The organism is Phenylobacterium sp. (assembly GCF_035539035.1).
Lineage (GTDB): Bacteria > Pseudomonadota > Alphaproteobacteria > Caulobacterales > Caulobacteraceae > Phenylobacterium.
The window spans coordinates 296,604-313,583 of the sequence record NZ_DATLJI010000016.1 but is presented as its reverse complement, the minus strand read 5'-3'; the positions used below and the strand labels follow the sequence as shown (position 1 = coordinate 313,583).

12 protein-coding genes and 1 riboswitch are annotated in these 16,980 nt (G+C 69.5%); of the genes, 2 read left to right on the top strand and 10 right to left on the bottom strand.

What is annotated here, in order from left to right:
- The 4 genes from narH to VM685_RS15460 are packed head-to-tail and all read right to left on the bottom strand — an operon-like array spanning position 1 to position 8,056.
- A complete protein-coding gene (gene narH, locus VM685_RS15475; protein WP_325461072.1) occupies positions 1–1,524 on the bottom strand; it encodes a nitrate reductase subunit beta in 1,524 nt (507 codons plus the stop codon).
- Positions 1,524–5,252 carry a nitrate reductase subunit alpha gene (locus VM685_RS15470; protein WP_325461071.1) on the bottom strand — a complete coding sequence of 1,243 codons (3,729 nt, stop codon included), beginning with the start codon at positions 5,250–5,252 and terminating at the stop codon, positions 1,524–1,526. The genes narH and VM685_RS15470 overlap by 1 nt, the downstream gene beginning before the upstream one ends.
- Positions 5,249–6,673: an MFS transporter gene (locus VM685_RS15465; RefSeq protein ID WP_325461070.1), complete on the bottom strand. Its 1,425-nt coding sequence runs from the start codon at positions 6,671–6,673 to the stop codon at positions 5,249–5,251. Before VM685_RS15465 ends, VM685_RS15470 begins: the two co-directional genes overlap by 4 nt.
- An 18-nt stretch (positions 6,674–6,691) precedes the next feature.
- Positions 6,692–8,056: a nitrate/nitrite transporter gene (locus tag VM685_RS15460; protein WP_325461069.1), complete on the bottom strand. Its 1,365-nt coding sequence runs from the start codon at positions 8,054–8,056 to the stop codon at positions 6,692–6,694.
- Between the two features lie 306 nt (positions 8,057–8,362).
- On the opposite strand from VM685_RS15460, the gene VM685_RS15455 reads away from it, so the two are divergent.
- Positions 8,363–9,139 (top strand): cyclic nucleotide-binding domain-containing protein, encoded by a 777-nt coding sequence (locus tag VM685_RS15455; RefSeq protein ID WP_414693382.1) that lies wholly within the window; start codon positions 8,363–8,365, stop codon positions 9,137–9,139.
- Positions 9,140–9,144: 5 nt separating this feature from the next.
- On the opposite strand, the gene moaA is transcribed toward VM685_RS15455, so the two are convergent.
- From moaA to VM685_RS15440, 3 genes are all read right to left on the bottom strand, one after another.
- Complete coding sequence (gene moaA / locus VM685_RS15450; RefSeq protein ID WP_325461067.1) at positions 9,145–10,122, bottom strand: GTP 3',8-cyclase MoaA; 978 nt, start codon at positions 10,120–10,122, stop codon at positions 9,145–9,147.
- A riboswitch (molybdenum cofactor riboswitch) is annotated at positions 10,114–10,248 on the bottom strand. It overlaps the preceding gene by 9 nt.
- 38 nt (positions 10,249–10,286) lie before the next feature.
- On the bottom strand, positions 10,287–11,462 hold the full coding sequence (locus VM685_RS15445) for an NnrS family protein (protein WP_325461066.1): 1,176 nt from the start codon (positions 11,460–11,462) through the stop codon (positions 10,287–10,289).
- Between the two features lie 55 nt (positions 11,463–11,517).
- Entirely contained in the window at positions 11,518–13,740 is a 2,223-nt protein-coding gene (locus VM685_RS15440; RefSeq protein ID WP_325461065.1) for an adenosylcobalamin-dependent ribonucleoside-diphosphate reductase, read from the bottom strand.
- A 184-nt stretch (positions 13,741–13,924) separates the two neighbouring features.
- Here VM685_RS15440 and VM685_RS15435 point away from each other — a divergent pair, with 184 nt between their 5' ends.
- Complete coding sequence (locus tag VM685_RS15435) at positions 13,925–14,431, top strand: hemerythrin domain-containing protein (protein WP_325461064.1); 507 nt, start codon at positions 13,925–13,927, stop codon at positions 14,429–14,431.
- 3 nt (positions 14,432–14,434) lie between these two features.
- Here the strand turns inward: VM685_RS15435 and moaB are convergent, their stop codons facing one another.
- The 3 genes from moaB to VM685_RS15420 all read right to left on the bottom strand — a co-directional run bounded on the left by moaB (position 14,435) and on the right by VM685_RS15420 (position 16,765).
- Positions 14,435–15,001: a molybdenum cofactor biosynthesis protein B gene (moaB, locus tag VM685_RS15430; RefSeq protein WP_325461063.1), complete on the bottom strand. Its 567-nt coding sequence runs from the start codon at positions 14,999–15,001 to the stop codon at positions 14,435–14,437.
- 4 nt (positions 15,002–15,005) lie between these two features.
- Positions 15,006–15,308, bottom strand: coding sequence for a MoaD/ThiS family protein (locus VM685_RS15425; RefSeq protein ID WP_325461062.1), 303 nt, complete (start codon positions 15,306–15,308; stop codon positions 15,006–15,008).
- A 65-nt stretch (positions 15,309–15,373) separates the two neighbouring features.
- Entirely contained in the window at positions 15,374–16,765 is a 1,392-nt protein-coding gene (locus VM685_RS15420) for an FAD-binding oxidoreductase (protein ID WP_325461061.1), read from the bottom strand.
- Positions 16,766–16,980 lie beyond the last annotated feature (215 nt).

Here is a 16,980-nt window from a genome sequence, read left to right as displayed (position 1 = left end):
TCAGGCCTCCATCGCGTCGGGCGCGCGCTTGCGCTTCTTGGGGCCGAACAGGCCGAGCTCGGTCGTGCCGCCGGAGCAGCCGTTGCCGAAGGTGAAGCCGCAGGAGCCCTTCAGGTCGTAGGCGTCCTCGACCACCTCGCGGTGCGTCGTCGGGATGACGAAGCGGTCCTCGTAGTTGGCGATCGCCATGTAGCGGTACATCTCGTCCACCTGGGCGGCGGAGAGGCCGACCCGTTCGCAGATGCGATGGTCGATGCGGCCGTCGACGGTCCTGGCCCGCATGTAGCTGCGCATGGCCAGCATGCGCTCCAGCCCCTGGATCACCGGGACCTCGTCGCCGGCGGTGAGCAGGTTGGCGAGGTACTTCACGGGGATGCGCAGGGACTTCACGTCCGGCATCTCGCCGTCCATCTCCAGCGCGCCAGCCGAGGCGGCCGACTGGATCGGCGACAGCGGCGGGACGTACCAGACCATCGGCAGCGTCCGGTATTCCGGGTGCAGCGGGAAGGCGACCTTCCAGTCGATGGCCATCTTGTAGACCGGGCTGCGGCGCGCCGCCTCCAGCCAGGCCTCCGGCACGCCGTCGGCGCGGGCCTGGGCGATGACCTTCGGGTCCTGGGGGTCGAGGAAGACGTTCAGCTGGGCGTGGTAGAGGTCCCGCTCGTCCGGCTCCGAGGCCGCGGCCTCGATCTGGTCGGCGTCATAGAGCAGGACGCCCAGGTAGCGGATCCGGCCCACGCAGGTCTCGGAGCAGACCGTCGGCTGGCCCACCTCGATGCGCGGGAAGCAGAAGGTGCACTTCTCGGACTTACCGCTCTCCCAGTTGTAGTAGATTTTCTTGTAGGGGCAGGCCGAGACGCACATCCGCCAGCCGCGGCACTTGTCCTGGTCGATCAGGACGATGCCGTCCTCCTCGCGCTTGTAGATCGCGCCCGACGGGCAGGCGGCGACGCACGCGGGATTGAGGCAGTGCTCGCACAGCCTCGGCAGGTACATCATGAAGGTGTTCTCGAACTGGCCGTAGATGTCGGCCTCGATGCCTTCGAAGTTGTAGTCGGCCCGGCGCTTGGCGAACTCGCCGCCCAGGATCTCCTCCCAGTTCGGCCCCCACTCGATCTTCTCCATCCGCTCGCCGGTGATCTGAGAGCGCGGCCGGGCGGTGGGGAAGGCCTTCATCTCCGGCGCGGTCTGCAGGTGGCCGTAGTCGAAGTCGAAGGGCTCGTAGTAGTCGTCGATCTCGGGCAGGTCGGGGTTGGCGAAGATCTTCGCCAGGATCCGCCACTTGGCCCCCATCTTCGGCTCGATCTTGCCGTTGGCCTTGCGGACCCAGCCGCCGTTCCACGTCTTCTGGTTCTCCCAATCCTTGGGATAGCCGATGCCGGGCTTGGTCTCGACGTTGTTGAACCAGGCGTATTCGACGCCCTGGCGGTTGGTCCACACGTTCTTGCAGGTCACCGAGCAGGTGTGGCACCCGATACACTTGTCGAGGTTCAGCACCATCCCGATCTGGGCGCGGACTTTCATTACGCAGACTCCCTGGAAGCCGCCGGCTGATCGAGCCAGTCGACCTTCTTCATCTTGCGGACGACGACGAATTCGTCCCGGTTCGAGCCCACGGTCCCGTAGTAGTTGAAGCCGTAGGCGAGCTGGGCGTAGCCGCCGATCATGTGGGTGGGCTTGAGGACCGCGCGGGTCACGGAGTTGTGGATCCCGCCCCGCTGGCCGGTGATCTCCGACCCCGGCGTGTTCACGATCTTCTCCTGCGCGTGGTACATGAAGGTCGTGCCTTCACGGATGCGCTGGGAGACCACCGCGCGCGCCGTCAGCGCCCCGTTGGCGTTGAAGACCTCGATCCAGTCGTTGTCGACGATCCCCGCCTTCTTCGCGTCCGTCTCCGAGATCCAGACCACCGGCCCGCCGCGGTTGAGCGTCAGCATGAGCAGGTTGTCGGAATAGGTGGAGTGGATGCCCCACTTCTGGTGCGGGGTGATGAAGTTGAGGACGATCTCGGCCTCGCCGTTGGGCTTCTGGCCCTGGACGTGGGTGGTCTTGAGGTCCACCGGCGGCTTGTAGACGCAGAGCGCCTCGCCGAAGGCCCGCATCCACAGGTGGTCCTGATAGAGCTGCTGGCGGCCCGTGAGCGTCCGCCAGGGGATCAGCTCGTGCACGTTGGTGTAGCCGGCGTTGTAGCAGACCTTCTCGCTCTCCAGCCCCGACCAGATCGGCGAGGAGATGATCTTCCGCGGCTGGGCGACCAGGTCGCGGAAGCGAATCTTCTCGTCCTCCTTGGGCAGCGCCAGGTGGGCGTGCTCGCGGCCCGTCTGCTTTTCCAGGGCCTCCCAGGCCTTGACCGCCACCTCGCCGTTGGTCTCCGGCGCCAGCATCAGGATCGCCTCGCAGGCGTCGATGTCGGTGTCGATGCGCGGCAGGCCTTCGGTGGCTCCTTCCTCCAGCACATGGCCGTTGAGCTCGCCGAGGAGCTCGACCTCGTGCTCGGTGTTCCAGGCCAGGCCCTTGCCGCCGTTGCCGACCTTGCTCATCAGCGGGCCCAGCGCCGTGAAGCGCTTGTAGAGGTTGGGGTAGTCCCGCTCGACCACGGTGATCTGGGGCATGGTCTTGCCCGGGATCGCGTCGCATTCGCCGGCGTACCAGTCCTTCACGTCGAAGGGTTGGGCCAGCTCGGCGGCGCTGTCGTGCTGGATCGGGGTGAGGACGACGTCCTTCTCCACGCCCAGGACCTCGGGGGCCACGTCCGAGAACTTCTTGGCGATCGCCTTGAAGATCTCCCAGTCCGACTTCGACTCCCACGCCGGGTCCACGGCCGCCGAGAGCGGGTGGATGAAGGGGTGCATGTCGGAGGTGTTGAGGTCGTTCTTCTCGTACCAGGTGGCCGTCGGAAGCACGATGTCGGAGTAGACCGCCGTCGTGGACATCCGGAAGTCGAGGGTGACCAGCAGGTCGAGCTTCCCTTCCGGGGCCTCGTCATGCCAGGCGACGTCGACGGGCTTCTGCCGGCCGTCCTCGCCCAGGTCCTTGCCCTGCACGCCGTGGGCGGCGCCCAGCAGGTGCTTCAGGAAGTACTCGTGGCCCTTGCCCGAGGAGCCCAGCAGGTTGGAGCGCCAGACGAACATGTTGCGCGGCCAGTTGGCCGGGTCGTCGGGGTCCATGCACGACATCTCGAGGCTCTTCGCCTTGAGCTCGCGCACCGCGTAGACCTTGGGGTCCACGCCCTCCGCGGCGGCGGCGCGGGCCACCTCTAGCGGATTGGTCTTCAGCGCCGGGGCCGACGGCAGCCAGCCCATGCGCTCGGCGCGCGCATTGAAGTCGATCAGGCTGGCTTCCCACGGGCCGTCCGGGGCGGTGGGGGAGAGGATCTCGGAGGCCGAGACCGTCTCGTACCGCCACTGGTCGGTGTGGGCGTAGAAGAACGACGTGGAGTTCTGCTGCCGGGGCGGGCGGGCCCAGTCCAGCGCGAACGCCAGGGGCGCCCAGCCGGTCTGCGGCCGCAGCTTCTCCTGGCCGACGTAGTGGCTCCAGCCGCCGCCCGACTGGCCCACGCAGCCGCACATCACCAGCATGTTGATGACGCCGCGGTAGTTCATGTCCATGTGGAACCAGTGGTTCATCGCCGCGCCGATGATCACCATCGACTTGCCGCCGGTCTTCTCGGCGTTGGTGGCGAAGCCGCGGGCGACCGCGATGATCTGGTCGCGCGGCACCGTGGTGATCTCCTCGGCCCAGGCCGGGGAGTACGGCTGCGGGTCGTCGAAGCTCGTCGGCATGTGCTCGCCGCCGAAGCCCTGGTCGACGCCGTAGTTGGCGAGGAACAGGTCGTAGACCGAGGCCACCAGGGTCTCGCCGTCCTTCAGCTGCAGGCGCTTCACCGGCACGTTGCGGACCAGGACGTCCGGGTGGTCGGTGGACGCGAAGCCGTTGGAGGCGGTGTTGGCGAAGTAGGGGAAGCGGACGCCCGCGACCTCGTCGTGGACGCCCTTCAGGCCCAGGCGCAGCACGGTCTCGCGGCCGGCGGCGTCACGCTCCTCGAGGTTCCACTTGCCGTCCTCGCCCCAGCGGAAGCCGATGGAGCCGTTGGGCACCACGATCTCGCCGCTGGCCTCGTCGACCGAGACCGTCTTCCACTCGGGATTGTTGGCCTGGTCGAGGTTGTCGGCGAAGTCGGCGGCGCGCAGCAGCCGTTCGGAGACGTAGCCGTCGCCCTGTTTCACCAGCCGGACCAGCATCGGCAGGTCCGAGTACTGGCGGACGTAGTCGCGGAAGTAGGGGACCTGCCGGTCGACGTGGAATTCCTTGAGGATCACGTGGCCGAAGGCCATGGCGAGCGCCGCGTCCGTGCCCTGCTTCACCGGCAGCCAGAGGTCGGAGAACTTCGAGGCCTCGGAGTAGTCGGGGCAGATCACCACCGACTTGGCGCCGCGGTAGCGGGCCTCGGTGTAGAAGTGGGCGTCCGGGGTGCGGGTCTGGGGCACGTTGGAGCCCCACAGCATCAGGAAGCCGGAGTTGTACCAGTCGGCGCTCTCGGCCACGTCGGTCTGCTCGCCCCAGGTCTGGGGGGAGGCCGGCGGCAGGTCGCAGTACCAGTCGTAGAAGGACCCGCAGACCCCGCCGAGCAGCTGCAGGTAGCGCGCGCCGGCGGCGTAGCTGACCATGGACATGGCCGGGATCGGCGAGAAGCCGAACACCCGGTCGGGGCCCCATTCCTTGACCGTGTAGGCGTTGGCCGCCGCCACGATCTCGGTGACCTCGTCCCAGGTGGCGCGGACGAAGCCGCCCGAGCCGCGCATGGTGGTGTACGAGGCCCGCTTGGCCGGGTCCTTCTGGATCGAGGCCCAGGCGGCCACCGGCGACCGGGTGGCGCGCGCCTCGCGCCACAGCTTCAAGAGCCGCGAGCGCACCAGCGGATACTTCACCCGGTTGGCCGAGTAGAGGTACCAGCTGTAGCTGGCGCCGCGGGCGCAGCCGCGTGGCTCGTGGTTCGGCAGTTCCGGGCGCGTGCGCGGATAGTCGGTCTGCTGGGTCTCCCAGGTGACGATCCCGCCCTTGACGTAGATCTTCCAGGAGCACGAACCGGTGCAGTTCACCCCGTGGGTGGAGCGCACGATCTTGTCGTGGCGCCAGCGGGACCGGTAGGCCTCCTCCCAGGCGCGGTCGTCGTCGTTCGTCACCCCGTGGCCGTTCGAGAACAGCTCGGTCTTGCGCGTGAAGAACGCCAGGCGGTCGAGGGTGTGGCTCATTCTGCGGGCACCTTGAAGGCGAGCGATTGCGGGGCGTGCAGGAGCGAGCTCTTCCGGGCGTAGAAGGCCCAGTTCACGACGACGCAGCTCAGGTAGAAGCCGAGGAAGATGAGGAGGGCGGTCTCAGGCCCGCCGGTCGCCTTCAGCGAGTCGCCGAAGGCCTTGGGGATGAAGAAGCCGCCGTAGGCGCCGATCGCCGAGGTGAAGCCGACGATGGCGGCCGATTCCATCTCGGCGGCCTTGAGGCGGGTGGCGGGCTCGGCCTGCGGCATCAGCCGCGGCATGTCCGAGCGCATGATCGCCGGGATCATCTGGAAGGTGGAGGCGTTGCCGACCCCGGTCCAGAAGAACAGCCACATGAAGCTGGCGAAGAAGAAGATGAAGGACGGCTCGGCGCCCGTGGCGCCCACGCTGTAGAGCACCGCGCCCACGCCGGCGGCCAGCGCCAGGAAGACGTAGTTGGTGACGTGCTCGCCGCCCCACTTGTCCGACACCCAGCCGGTGAGCGCGCGCGACGCGGCGCCGACCAGCGGGCCCAGGAACGCGAACTGCAGGGCGTTCACGTCCGGGAACAGGGTCTTGGTCAGCAGCGGGAAGGCGGCCGAGAAGCCGATGAACGAGCCGAAGGTGCCCAGGTAGAGGTAGCACATCACCCAGTTGTGCATGCGCTTGAACACCACGGCCTGGGTGGCGAAGGACGCCTTCGCCGAGGCGATGTCGTTCATGCCGACCCAGGCGGCGACCGCCGCCGCGACGATGAACGGGACCCAGATGAAGCCGGCGTTCTGCAGCCAGATCTGGCTTTCGACGCCCTTCTCGACGGCGATCTGCGGCGCGCCCACGACCGGGGCGAAGGCGCCCAGCGCCACCACCATCGGCACCAGGAACTGCATGACGCTGACGCCGAGGTTGCCGAAGCCGGCGTTGATGGCCAGCGCATTGCCCTTCTCGGCCTTCGGATAGAAGAACGAGATGTTCGACATGGAGGAGGCGAAGTTGCCGCCGCCAAGGCCGCAGGCGAGCGACAGCGCCACGAACACCCAGTAGGGGGTCTCGGGGTTCTGCACCGCCACGCCGATGCCGATCGCCGGGATCAGCAGCGAGAGGGTGGAGACCGTCGTCCACAGCCGCCCGCCGAGGATCGGGACCAGGAAGCTGTAGAAGATCCTGAGCGTCGCGCCGGAGAGCGCGGGCAGGGCGGTCAGCCAGAAGAGCTGGTCGGTGGTGAACTTGAAGCCGATCAGCTTCAGCTTGGCCACGACCATCGACCAGACCATCCAGACCGAGAAGGCCAGGAGCAGGTTGGGCACGGAGATCCAGAGGTTCTTGGTGGCCAGGGTCTTGCCGCTGGCCTGCCAGAACTGGGGATCCTCGGGGCGCCAGTCGTCGAGGACGTGGCGGCCGGACTTCAGGGAAGACATGGCTCTGTCGTTCCTTCTCTATTCCGCGGCCCGAAGGCGCGGCTTGGACGGCGGACGGGTCTTGGAAGCGCCGTTGCTGGGCTGCATGCCGGCCATCTCGGGCAGCTCGGGCAGGGCGCCGAGCTGCGGCGCGGCCTTCTGCTCCATGCGGCGGATGGCGAAGTGCATCCAGGTGAGCGCCGCGCCGACGAGCAGGAAGAGCAGCATGAAGCAGCTGGTCCAGACGCCGGTGAGGTCGTTGAGGACGCCGAAGGCGATCGGCAGGATGAAGCCGCCCAGGCCGCCGATCATGCCCACCAGGCCGCCCACCGAGCCGATGTGCTCGGGGTAGTAGACCGGGATGTGCTTGAAGACGGCCGCCTTGCCGAGGCTCATGGCGAAGCCGAGCACGAAGGCGATGACGGTGAAGGCCGTCAGGCTGGTGGCGATGCGGAACTCGATCGGGCCCCGGATCCCGTCCACCACATAGCTGGTGGCGGGGTAGGACAGCAGGAAGGTGCAGATCAGGCTGACGCCGAAGGTGATGTACATCACCTTGCGCGCCCCGATCCTGTCCGACAGGTAGCCGCCGAAGATCCGGAACAGCGAGCCCGGGATGGAGTAGGCCGCGGCGATCATGCCGGCGGTCTTGATGTCCAGGCCGTAGACGCCGACCAGGTAGCGCGGCAGCCACAGCGCCAGCGCCACGAAGGCCCCGAAGACGAAGAAGTAGTAGAGCGAGAAGCGCCAGACCTGCAGCTTCTTGAGGGGCGAGAGCTGCAGCCAGGTGGCCTTGGGCTTCTCGCCGGTCTGCCGGCGGCGGATCAGGTCCGGATCGTCCTTGGTGGTCACGTAGAAGAGCAGGGCGATCAGGGCGAGCGCCACGGCCCAGGCCTGCGCCACCGTCTCCCAGCCGAAGGCCAGCATGACGAAGGGGGCGCCGAACTTGGTCACCGCCGAACCCACGTTGCCGGCGCCGAAGACGCCGAGCGCGGTGCCCTGCTTCTCCTTCGGGTAGAACTTCGAGACATAGGCCACGCCGACCGCGAAGGAGCCGCCGGCGATGCCGACGCCCAGGGCGGCGAGCAGGAACTGCGGATAGGTCTCGGCGTAGGACAGGGCGAAGGTCGCCGCGGCGCCGGCCAGCATCACCAGCAGGTTGACGAGGCGCCCGCCGTACTGGTCGGTCCAGACGCCGAGCACGACGCGGATCAGCGAGCCGGTGAGGATGGGGGTGCCGACCAGCAGGCCGAACTGGGATTCGGAGAGCCCCAGCTCCTGTTTGATCTGCACCCCGATGATCGAGAAGATCGTCCAGACGGCGAAGCAGGCGGTGAAGGCGAAGGTGCTCATGCCGAGCGCGGCGCCGGCGCCGGGCTGGGTGGTGCGGGTCTGTTGGGTCACGACGGCCCTCGAATTGGTCCCGCGGGGACTGAGCCCCGCTTCGTGGAGGGTTTTGCGTCGAGCCAGCGAACGGCGGTTTGACGATCGTCAATCTAACGGCCGGTAAGGGCGGAATTGTCGCAATAAAAATGTGGGAAAGAGCTCGGCTTTGCGCGCTTCTACTTGGCGATAGACCTAGTTCATTTCATCGATTGATGAATATCAGGCCGATCATGCGGCGCCTCTCTCGCGAATTGACGTAGGTCAAGGCGCGAGTCGCGCATGAGGGGCAGTTGGGCATGACGAGCAAGTGGGGATCATGCGCGCATGCCGATGAGAGACGTTGACCTCGAACGGGTGAAGGCCCTGCCGCTGTTCGCCGGCTGCTCGGCCGAGACGTTCCGGACCGTGACGGGCGGCGCCTTCCTCCAGCGCTTCCCCGCGGGAACCACCCTGCTGCTCGAGGGCGACCAGGTGGACTTCCTGTATGTCCTGCTCGACGGCATCGTCGAGCTGGAGGGCACCTGGAACGACAAGGAGACCACGCTCGCGGTCCTGCGACCGGTCTCCACCTTCATCCTCGCCGCCGTCGTGCTGGACGCCGACGCCCTGATGAGCGCGCGCACCATCGAACGTTCGGACATCCTCATGCTCTCGGGCGAGGCGCTTCGCCGCGCCATGAAGGAGGACGCCCAGTTCGGCTTCGCCGTCGCCCAGGAGCTCTCCGGTTGCTACCGCGGCCTGGTGCGCGCGCTGAAGAACCAGAAGCTGCGCGGCGGCCTGGAGCGGCTGGCCAACTACCTGATCACCCAGCGGCTGCGGCAGGGCGGCGAGCCCACCTTCACCCTGCCGCACGAGAAGCGCGTCCTGGCCTCCCTGCTCGGCATGACGCCGGAGAACCTGTCGCGCGCCTTCGCCACCCTGGCCGACTACGGCGTGGAGGTGAACGGTCCGCAGGTGACGATCACCCGACCCGTCGTGCTGGAGCGGCTGGCCAAGCCGAACGCCCTGATCGACAACCACAAGCCGGTGACCGACGCGCCCACGGGCAAGGCCCAGCGCGAGCGCTGGCCGATCGCCGACGACAGCACCCGGGCCGCCTGAACGGCTCAGCCGCCGTACTGCGCCAGCTGGCGGGTGTCGCCGCTGTTGGCCTCGTGCAGGCGGTGCCCGGCGGGCTTCCCGCCCAAGGCCTTGACGATCCGGGCGCGCAAGGCCTCCGGTTCGTCCTTCTCCAGCAGATCCCTCAGGTCCACGCCCAGCTCGCCGAACAGGCAGAGCCGCAGCTGGCCGCGCGCCGTGACCCGCAGCCGGTTGCAGCTGTCGCAGAAGCCCGGCGCATAGGGCGCGATCAGCCCGATCCGGCCGGCGTAGTCGGGGTGGGCGAACTCCACCGCCGGGCCGTCGTCGAAGGCCCGCTCGCGCCGTGACCAGCCGCGCGCCTCCAGCCAGTCGGTGAGCGCCGCGCCCGGCACGTGCTGGGCGGCGAAATAGGCGGCATTGTCGCCCGTGCGCATCAGTTCGATGAACCGCACCGCCACCGGCCGCTCGCGCACGAACTCGGCGAAGGCGTCGAAGCCCGCCTCGGTGGTGTCGCGAAGCAGGACGCCGTTGACCTTCACGCTGGGCACGCCCAGCGCCAGCGCCCGGTCGAGGCCGCCGACCACCGAGGCCAGCCGGTCATGGCCGGTGAGGCGGCGGAACGCCTCGCGGTCCAGGGTGTCGATGGAGACGTTGAGGTTGGTCAGCCCGGCGTCGCGCCAGGCGGTGATCTGCCGGTCGAGGTTCCAGCCGTTGGTGGTGACGCAGACCTTGTCCACGCCGGGCACGGCGGCGGTGCGGGCGATGATCTGCGGCAGATCGCGGCGCACGCTGGGCTCGCCGCCGGTCAGGCGCACCTTCGAGACGCCGAGGTCGGCGAAGGCCCGCACCACGCGCTCGCAGGCCTGCGGATCGAGGAAGGTGAGCGGTCCCTCCTTCTTGAATCCGTCCGGCAGGCAGTAGGTGCAGCGGAAATTGCAGACCTCGGTGATCGAGAGCCGCAGGTAGTGGAAGCGGCGGCCGAAGCCGTCGACCAGACGTGCCAAGCGCGGGCTCCTTTCCAAGCGCGGGAGGCGATGGGGTTTCCCCCGTCACCCTTGCCGGAAGCCGGCGCGGCGGACCGGCCTTGGCGGTGTCGCTTTAGGCCGGGACGCTCGGAGCAGTTGCGGACGACTCTAGGCCTCGCCGCGGGACAGCGCCTTGACGGCGGTCAAGCGGTGAGCGGGCGGCGGAACGCCAGCATCGGGGCGTAGCTGACCGCGAAGCCGGCGAAGGCGGCGGTCCAGAGCGCCGCCGAGGCCACCAGCAGCGGCGGCTGCAGTTGCGGGACGAACGGCGCCGCCACCCGCAGGATCGCCGCTGCGTTGATGGCCAGATAGACGGCCACGGTGGCGTTGTCGGCGGTCAGCGGGCGGGCCGTGTGGCCGCGGGTGGCCCGGCTCATCACGGCCAGGGTCATGACGCCGACGGCTCCGGCGGTGAGCGCGTGGACGCCGGCGCTGCGGGCGACCAGCGTCGGGTCGAGCCGCGAGAGGCCCAGGAGCAGCAGGCCCACGCCGAGCCAAGCGTAGCCCACGTGCAGGATCCAGAGCAGCGGCTCGGGCGCCGCCGCCCAGCCGCGCCAGCGGGCCAGGCGCACGAGGTTGGCCGCCCCGGCGGCGGCCAGCGCCGCCCCCGTGGCCACGTGTTCCGGCGCGAAGATCCAGGCCAGCGCGCCGAGGCCGGTGAGGGCGAGGGCCGCTTTGTCGGCGAAGCCGTGCGCCGCCGGTTCCGGCGTCATGCGGCGCTGCTTCATCCAGTTGCGGGTGAAGCTCGGCGTGATGCGGCCGCCGATCAGGGCGAGGAGCATGGTGATGGCGCCGAGCGCCACGCGCTCGCCCACGCGCGTGCCCCACAGCGCCGTGTCCAGGTGGAAGAGGATGTTGCCCAGGGCCAGCAGGCTGACGAGGCCGCAGACCGGCAGGTTGCGCCAGTTCTTGCCCGCCAGGATCTCGCGCCAGATCACGCCGGCGAAGACCAGGAGGAAGGCGGCGTCGATCACCGCCGCCAGGGGGCCGAGCCAGCACTGGCCCAGCATGGCCAGGCGGCCGGCGAACCAGAGGGCGACAAGGCCCGCCAGCGGCGCGCCGATCACCGGCATGCGGCCGGTCCAGTTGGGCACGGCGGTGGTCAGGAAGCCTGCCACCACCGCGGCCAGGAAGCCGAACAGCATCTCATGAACGTGCCAGTCGCGGTGGGCGATGGCGGCGGAGCCCCCGAGGAAGCTCCACACCCAGACGGGCACCGCGATGGCGGCCCAGGCGGACCCGAACAGGAAGAACGGACGGAATCCGAAGCTGAAGATGGCGGGGCCCGTATAGGCCCGCCGGAGGGCGGCGGTCGACATGGACGGACTATGCGCCCAGGCCGGCCGCTACGCCTTGATGACCATCAACTGCGTCTCATCCGCATTTGGAGTAGCCGCAGGAGAAGCATGTGTCGCACCCTTCCTTGCGCACCATGTCGAAGCCGCCGCAGCGGGGGCAGGAGACGCCGGCGAACGGGCGCACGGGCAGCGGCGTCTCGGGCTCGGGCGCCGGCGGCAGGGCCGCGTGCGCGCCGCGTTCCAGGTGGCGCTCGATCACCCCGCCGATCGCCGCCAGCAGCGACGGGACATAGCGTCCGCCCAGCCAGGCGCCGCCGCGCGGGTCGAACACCGCCTTCAGCTCCTCGGCGACGAAGGAGACGTCGCCACCGCGCCGGAACACCGCCGAAACCATCCGGGTGAGGCCCAGCGTCCAGGCGTAGTGCTCCATGTTCTTGGAGTTGATGAAGATCTCGAACGGCCGCCGGGTCCCGCCGTCGATCACGTCGTTGATGGTGATGTAGACGGCGTGCGCGCTCTCGGGCCACGAGATCTTGTAGGTGGCGCCGTCGAGCGATTCCGGACGCGGGGCGAGCTTGGGCTCGGCCGCGGCGGGCGCGGGCTCCGGCTCCACCGACAGCACCGAGCCGGTCACCGGGTTGGGCCGGTAGGTGGTCAGGCCCTTGCAGCCGGTGCGGTAGCCCTCGAGGTAGACGTCGCCGAAGTCCTCGAAGCTGATGCTCTCCGGGCAGTTGACGGTCTTGGAGATCGAGCTGTCGACGTGCTTCTGGGCCGCGGCCTGCATGCGCACGTGGTCGGCGGGCGTCAGGGTCTGGGCGCTGACGAACACGTCCTGCGGCGGGGGCAGGTCGTCGTGCAGACGCTTCCACTGGGCCAGCGCATAGTCCTCCACCGCCTCCTCGCGTGTCGAGCCGTCCGGCTGGCGGACCTTGCGGGTGTAGGCGTAGGCGAACACCGGCTCGATGCCCGAGGAGACGTTGCCGGCCAGCAGCGAGGTGGTGCCGGTCGGCGCCACCGAGGTCAGGCAGCCGTTGCGCAGGCCGTGGCGGGCGATGAGGGCCCGGGTCTCGTCGTCCAGGGTGATCAGGTTCGGCCGGTCGAGGATGGCGGCGTCGTAGAGCGGGAAGGGGCCCTTCTCCTGGGCGAGCTCCGCGGACGCCCGGTAGGCCTCGCGCTTGATCACGCCAAGCCAGCGTTCGGTGAGCTCCACCGCCTTGTCGGAGCCATAGGCGACGCCGCAGAACACCAGGGCGTCGGCCAGGCCCGTGACGCCCAGGCCGATGCGGCGCTTGGCCTTGGCCTCGGCCTCCTGCGCCTCGAGCGGGTAGCGGGAGATGTCGATGACGTTGTCGAGCATGCGCACCGCCGTGCGGGTGAGGTCGGCGAGCGCCGCCTCGTCCATCCGCGCGCCCTTGCGGAACGGCTTGTCCACCAGGCGGGCCAGGTTGATCGAACCCAGCAGGCAGGCGCCGTAGGCCGGCAGCATCTGCTCGCCGCAGGGGTTCGAGGCCAGGATGGTTTCGCAGTAGGCGAGGTTGTTCTTCTCGTTCACCCGGTCGATGAAGATCACCCCGGGCTCGGCGGCGTCGTAGGTGGCCTGCATCAGCTTCGCCCAGAGGTCGGCGGCGCGCACGGTGCGCATCACCTCGCCCTCGAACACCAGCGGCCAGTCCTCGTCCTTCTCCAGGGCGGCCATGAAGGCGTCGGTGACCAAGACGGAGAGGTTGAAGTTGCGCAGCCGGCCGGGCTCGCGCTTGGCCTCGATGAAGGCCTCGATATCCGGATGGTCGATGCGCAGGCAGCCCATCATGGCGCCGCGCCGCTGGCCCGCCGACATGATGGTCCGGCACATCGAGTCCCAGACGTCCATGAAGCTGAGCGGGCCGGAGGCGTCGGCGCCGACGCCCTTCACGGCCGAGCCGGACGGGCGGATGGAGGAGAAGTCCATGCCCACGCCGCCGCCCTGCTGCATGGTCACCGCCGCCTCGCGCACATGGGCGAAGATGCCAGCCAGGTCGTCGGGGATCGCGCCCATGACGAAGCAGTTGAAGAGGGTGACCGTGCGCGCGGTCCCGGCCCCCGCCAGGATCCGCCCGGCGGGCAGGAAGCGATAGTCGCGCAGCGCGTCCAGGAACTTCGCGCGCATCGTCTCGCGGAGTTCGGGCGCCTCGGCTTCGGCGAGCGCGGCGGCGACGCGGGCCCAGGTCTCCTCGACCGTGGCGTCGCCCTTCTCGTCGCTCGGGTTGAAGCGGTACTTGCTGGACCAGATCTCGCCCGCCAGCGGGTTGTCGAATGCCATGGCCGTCTCTCCGGATAAGGGCAGACAGACTGAGCGATTCCGTGCGGCGCCCGCATTGAGCGCGCCACGCCGCACCCGCCTGAATCCGACAAGACGCCGGTTGCTGAACGTCAAGCGGGGTGCGCCGGGGCTTCAATGTCGTCCGTGGACCGGCGGCCTAGGGTGCGGGGGAAGGAGTCCCTCCATGCCCTCGGACCACACCGTCCTGTCGAGACCGTCCACGCCCGCCGAAACGGCGCCGGCCGACCCGCCAGCGCTGATCGCCCACATCCTCGACCGCTACCATGAGACGCACCGGCGCGAGTTCCCGGAGGCGATCCGCCTGGCGCGGAAGGTGGAGGCGGTGCACGCCGGCGTGTCCGAGTGCCCGGACGGCCTCGCAGACCACCTGGCGCTCATGGCCGACGACCTGGAAGCCCATCAGCAGAAGGAGGAGCGGGTGCTCTTTCCGATGATCCTCGGCGGCTACGGCCCCACGGCCGGATTCCCGATCCGGCGGATGATGGCCGAGCACGAGGACGTGGAGGCGCAGCTCAAGGTCCTGCGCGAGCTGACCTGCGACTTCACGCCGCCGGCCGACGCTTGCCGCACCTGGCGGGCGCTTAACGACGCCTGCCGCAAGATCCATGACGACCTCGTCGAGCACATGCGGCTCGAGAACAACGTCCTGTTCGCGCCCTTCCTGGGCTAGCGGCTAGTTGCAAACGCCGCGGTAGCGGGGGATCTGGCCGACCAGCGAACAGGGCTTGAAGCGGCTGTCCAGCTCCTCGGCCAGCACTAGGTCCCAGGCGTCGCGGCAGGCGCCGGTGGAGCCGGGGACGCAGAAGATGAAGGCCTCGCCGACCTGGCCCGCCAGCGCCCGCGACTGCAGGGTCGAAACCCCGACGGTGCCGTAGCTCGCCTGGTGGAACACGACGGCGAAGCCGTCCATCTCCCGCCGCAGCAGCGGCCGCACCGCTTCCGGCGTCACGTCGCGTGGCGAGAAGCCGGTGCCGCCCGTGGTCAGGATCACGTCCACCTCGCCGCTCTCGGCCCAGGCGGTGACCTGGGCCTGGATCGCGTCGACCTCGTCGCGGACGATCGTCCGGCCGGCCAGCACGTGGCCTGCCGCGGTGAGCCTGTCGGCGAGCAGGCCGCCCGAGGTGTCGGTCCGCTCGTCGCGGGTGTCCGAGACGGTGAGCACGGCGATGTTCAGCGGATAGAAGGGCAGGCTCTCGTCGATGCGGGCCTTGCCCTTCGGGGCGGGGGTGACGGCGTTCACGGGCTCAGCCTCCGGAGAACGGGGAGAAGAAGGCGACCTCCTGGCCCGGCCGGACCCAGACGTCGCCGATGACGATCTCGCGCGCCACGGCGGTGCGCAGGCCGCGCTCGGTGAGCGCCGTCGCGCCGGTGTCGAACAGTTCGCAAAGGCTCGCCATCACATCGGAAAGCCGGCAGCCTTCGCGGGGGATCGACACCTGGGCCGAGCGGCCGAAGGTGTCGCTCACTCTCCCGAAGAACAGCACCTCGGCGAAGGCGGGCGCCGGAGCGGCGGAGAGCGCCGGCGAGGCGGCGGGCGACATGTCCATGCGGGCGGGCTCCAGAGCTGACCGCTGGCTCTAGCCCGATCCGCCCGTCGCGGATTTGAAGCAGATCAAACCGCCGTCGGTTCTTCCGTCGGGGCCAGCACCTTGCCGGGATTCAGCAGGTTCTGCGGATCGAGGGCCTGCTTGAGCGTCCGCATGAGCGCGATCTCGGCCGGGGAGCGGGAATGGGCCAGCCAGGCGCGCTTCTGCAGGCCGACGCCGTGTTCGGCCGAGACCGAGCCGCCGCGCCGGCGCAGCGGATCGTAGATCGCCTGCTCGACCTGCGGCTTGGCGCTGCGGTCGCCGACACTGGCGATCAGGTGCAGGTTGCCGTCGCCGAGGTGGCCGAACACGGTGAGCTTCCCCTCCGGCCAGCGCGCGGCGATCGCGCGGCGCACCTCGGCGACATAGGACTCCATCTCGGAGAGCGGCAGGCTCACGTCGAAGGCCAGGATCGGGCCGTGGCGGCCGGTCTGGCCCACGTCGTCGCGCAGCGCCCACATGCGGTCACGCTCGGCCTGCGACTTGGCGAGCGCGGCGTCCGCGATCAGCCCGTCCTCCAGCGCCCCGCCGAGCACGGCTTCGAACCGCGCCTGGTCGCCCTCCGGGTCGGCGCCCAGGGTCTCCACCAGCACATAGAAGGCGTAGCCCGGCTCCAGCACCGGCCGGCCCAAGGCGGGCGGGGTGGTGACGAGATCGTAGAACTCCGGCCACATGACCTCGAAGGCCGAGAGCTGCCCGGCCAGTTCCGCCTCCAGCCGCCGCAGCAGTCGGGGCAGGGCGTCGAAGTCCTGCACGGCCACGAAGCCGGTGTTCTGCGACGCGGGCTTCTGGCGCAGGCGCAGGACCGCGCGGGTGACCACGCCCAGCGTCCCCTCCGAGCCGATGAACAGCTGCTTCAGGTCATAGCCGGTGTTGTTCTTGATGAGGTGGTTCAGCCCCTCGACCACCGTGCCGTCGGCCAGCACGACCTCCAGGCCCAGCACCATGTCGCGCATCATGCCGAAGCGCAGCACCCGGTTGCCGCCGGCATTGGTGGAGATGGTCCCGCCGATGGTCGCCGAACCGCGCGAGCCGAGGTCCAGCGGCAGGAACAGCCCCGCCGCCTCGGCGGCTTCGGCGGCGGCCGCCACGGTGCAGCCGGCCTGCACGGTCATGCTCGAGCCGTCGCGGTCGAGCTCTTCGACGGCCGTCATGCGCTCCAGGCTGAGCGCCACCGTCCCGTCGGCGAAGGCGCCGTCGACGAGGCCGGTCAGCCCGCCCCACGGCGAGACCCCGACGCCGGCGGCCCGCGCCGCGCGCAGCACCCCCGCGACCTCCGCGGTGGAGCGGGGCCGGGCCACCGCCAGCGGCGTCCCCAGCCGGGTCCACAGGCTGAACGCCCGCTCGGCGGCGGCCTCGCCCGCCAGCAGGCCGTCGGGGCCGAGGATGCGTTCCAGATCGTTCAGCAGTTGCGGCATGGGACCTCCGGGCGGCGATCATGCGGCGCCGGGCGTCGGCTGCGCTTGACCCGCGTCAAGGGCCAGTTCCCGGGCCGCCCGCCAGTGTCCGGCGCCCGCGGGCGAAGGCCAAGGCAATCCCTCACCTGACCAAGGCTGCGCACCCCTGCCGCCCACTATCAAGGTCAGGCTTGACCAACGGCAAACGCGATCGGCCGCGCCGGGCCTAGGCTTCG

What these genes read in the sequence shown, in the direction of transcription:
- VM685_RS15420 (WP_325461061.1), bottom strand. Translation starts at nt 16,765, where the DNA reads ATGCCGCAACTGCTGAACGATCTGGAACGCATCCTCGGCCCCGACGGC.
- VM685_RS15435 (WP_325461064.1), top strand. Translation starts at nt 13,925, where the DNA reads ATGCCCTCGGACCACACCGTCCTGTCGAGACCGTCCACGCCCGCCGAA.
- narH (WP_325461072.1), bottom strand. Translation starts at nt 1,524, where the DNA reads ATGAAAGTCCGCGCCCAGATCGGGATGGTGCTGAACCTCGACAAGTGT.
- VM685_RS15455 (WP_414693382.1), top strand. Translation starts at nt 8,363, where the DNA reads ATGCCGATGAGAGACGTTGACCTCGAACGGGTGAAGGCCCTGCCGCTG.
- VM685_RS15425 (WP_325461062.1), bottom strand. Translation starts at nt 15,308, where the DNA reads ATGGACATGTCGCCCGCCGCCTCGCCGGCGCTCTCCGCCGCTCCGGCG.
- VM685_RS15470 (WP_325461071.1), bottom strand. Translation starts at nt 5,252, where the DNA reads ATGAGCCACACCCTCGACCGCCTGGCGTTCTTCACGCGCAAGACCGAG.
- VM685_RS15465 (WP_325461070.1), bottom strand. Translation starts at nt 6,673, where the DNA reads ATGTCTTCCCTGAAGTCCGGCCGCCACGTCCTCGACGACTGGCGCCCC.
- VM685_RS15445 (WP_325461066.1), bottom strand. Translation starts at nt 11,462, where the DNA reads ATGTCGACCGCCGCCCTCCGGCGGGCCTATACGGGCCCCGCCATCTTC.
- VM685_RS15440 (WP_325461065.1), bottom strand. Translation starts at nt 13,740, where the DNA reads ATGGCATTCGACAACCCGCTGGCGGGCGAGATCTGGTCCAGCAAGTAC.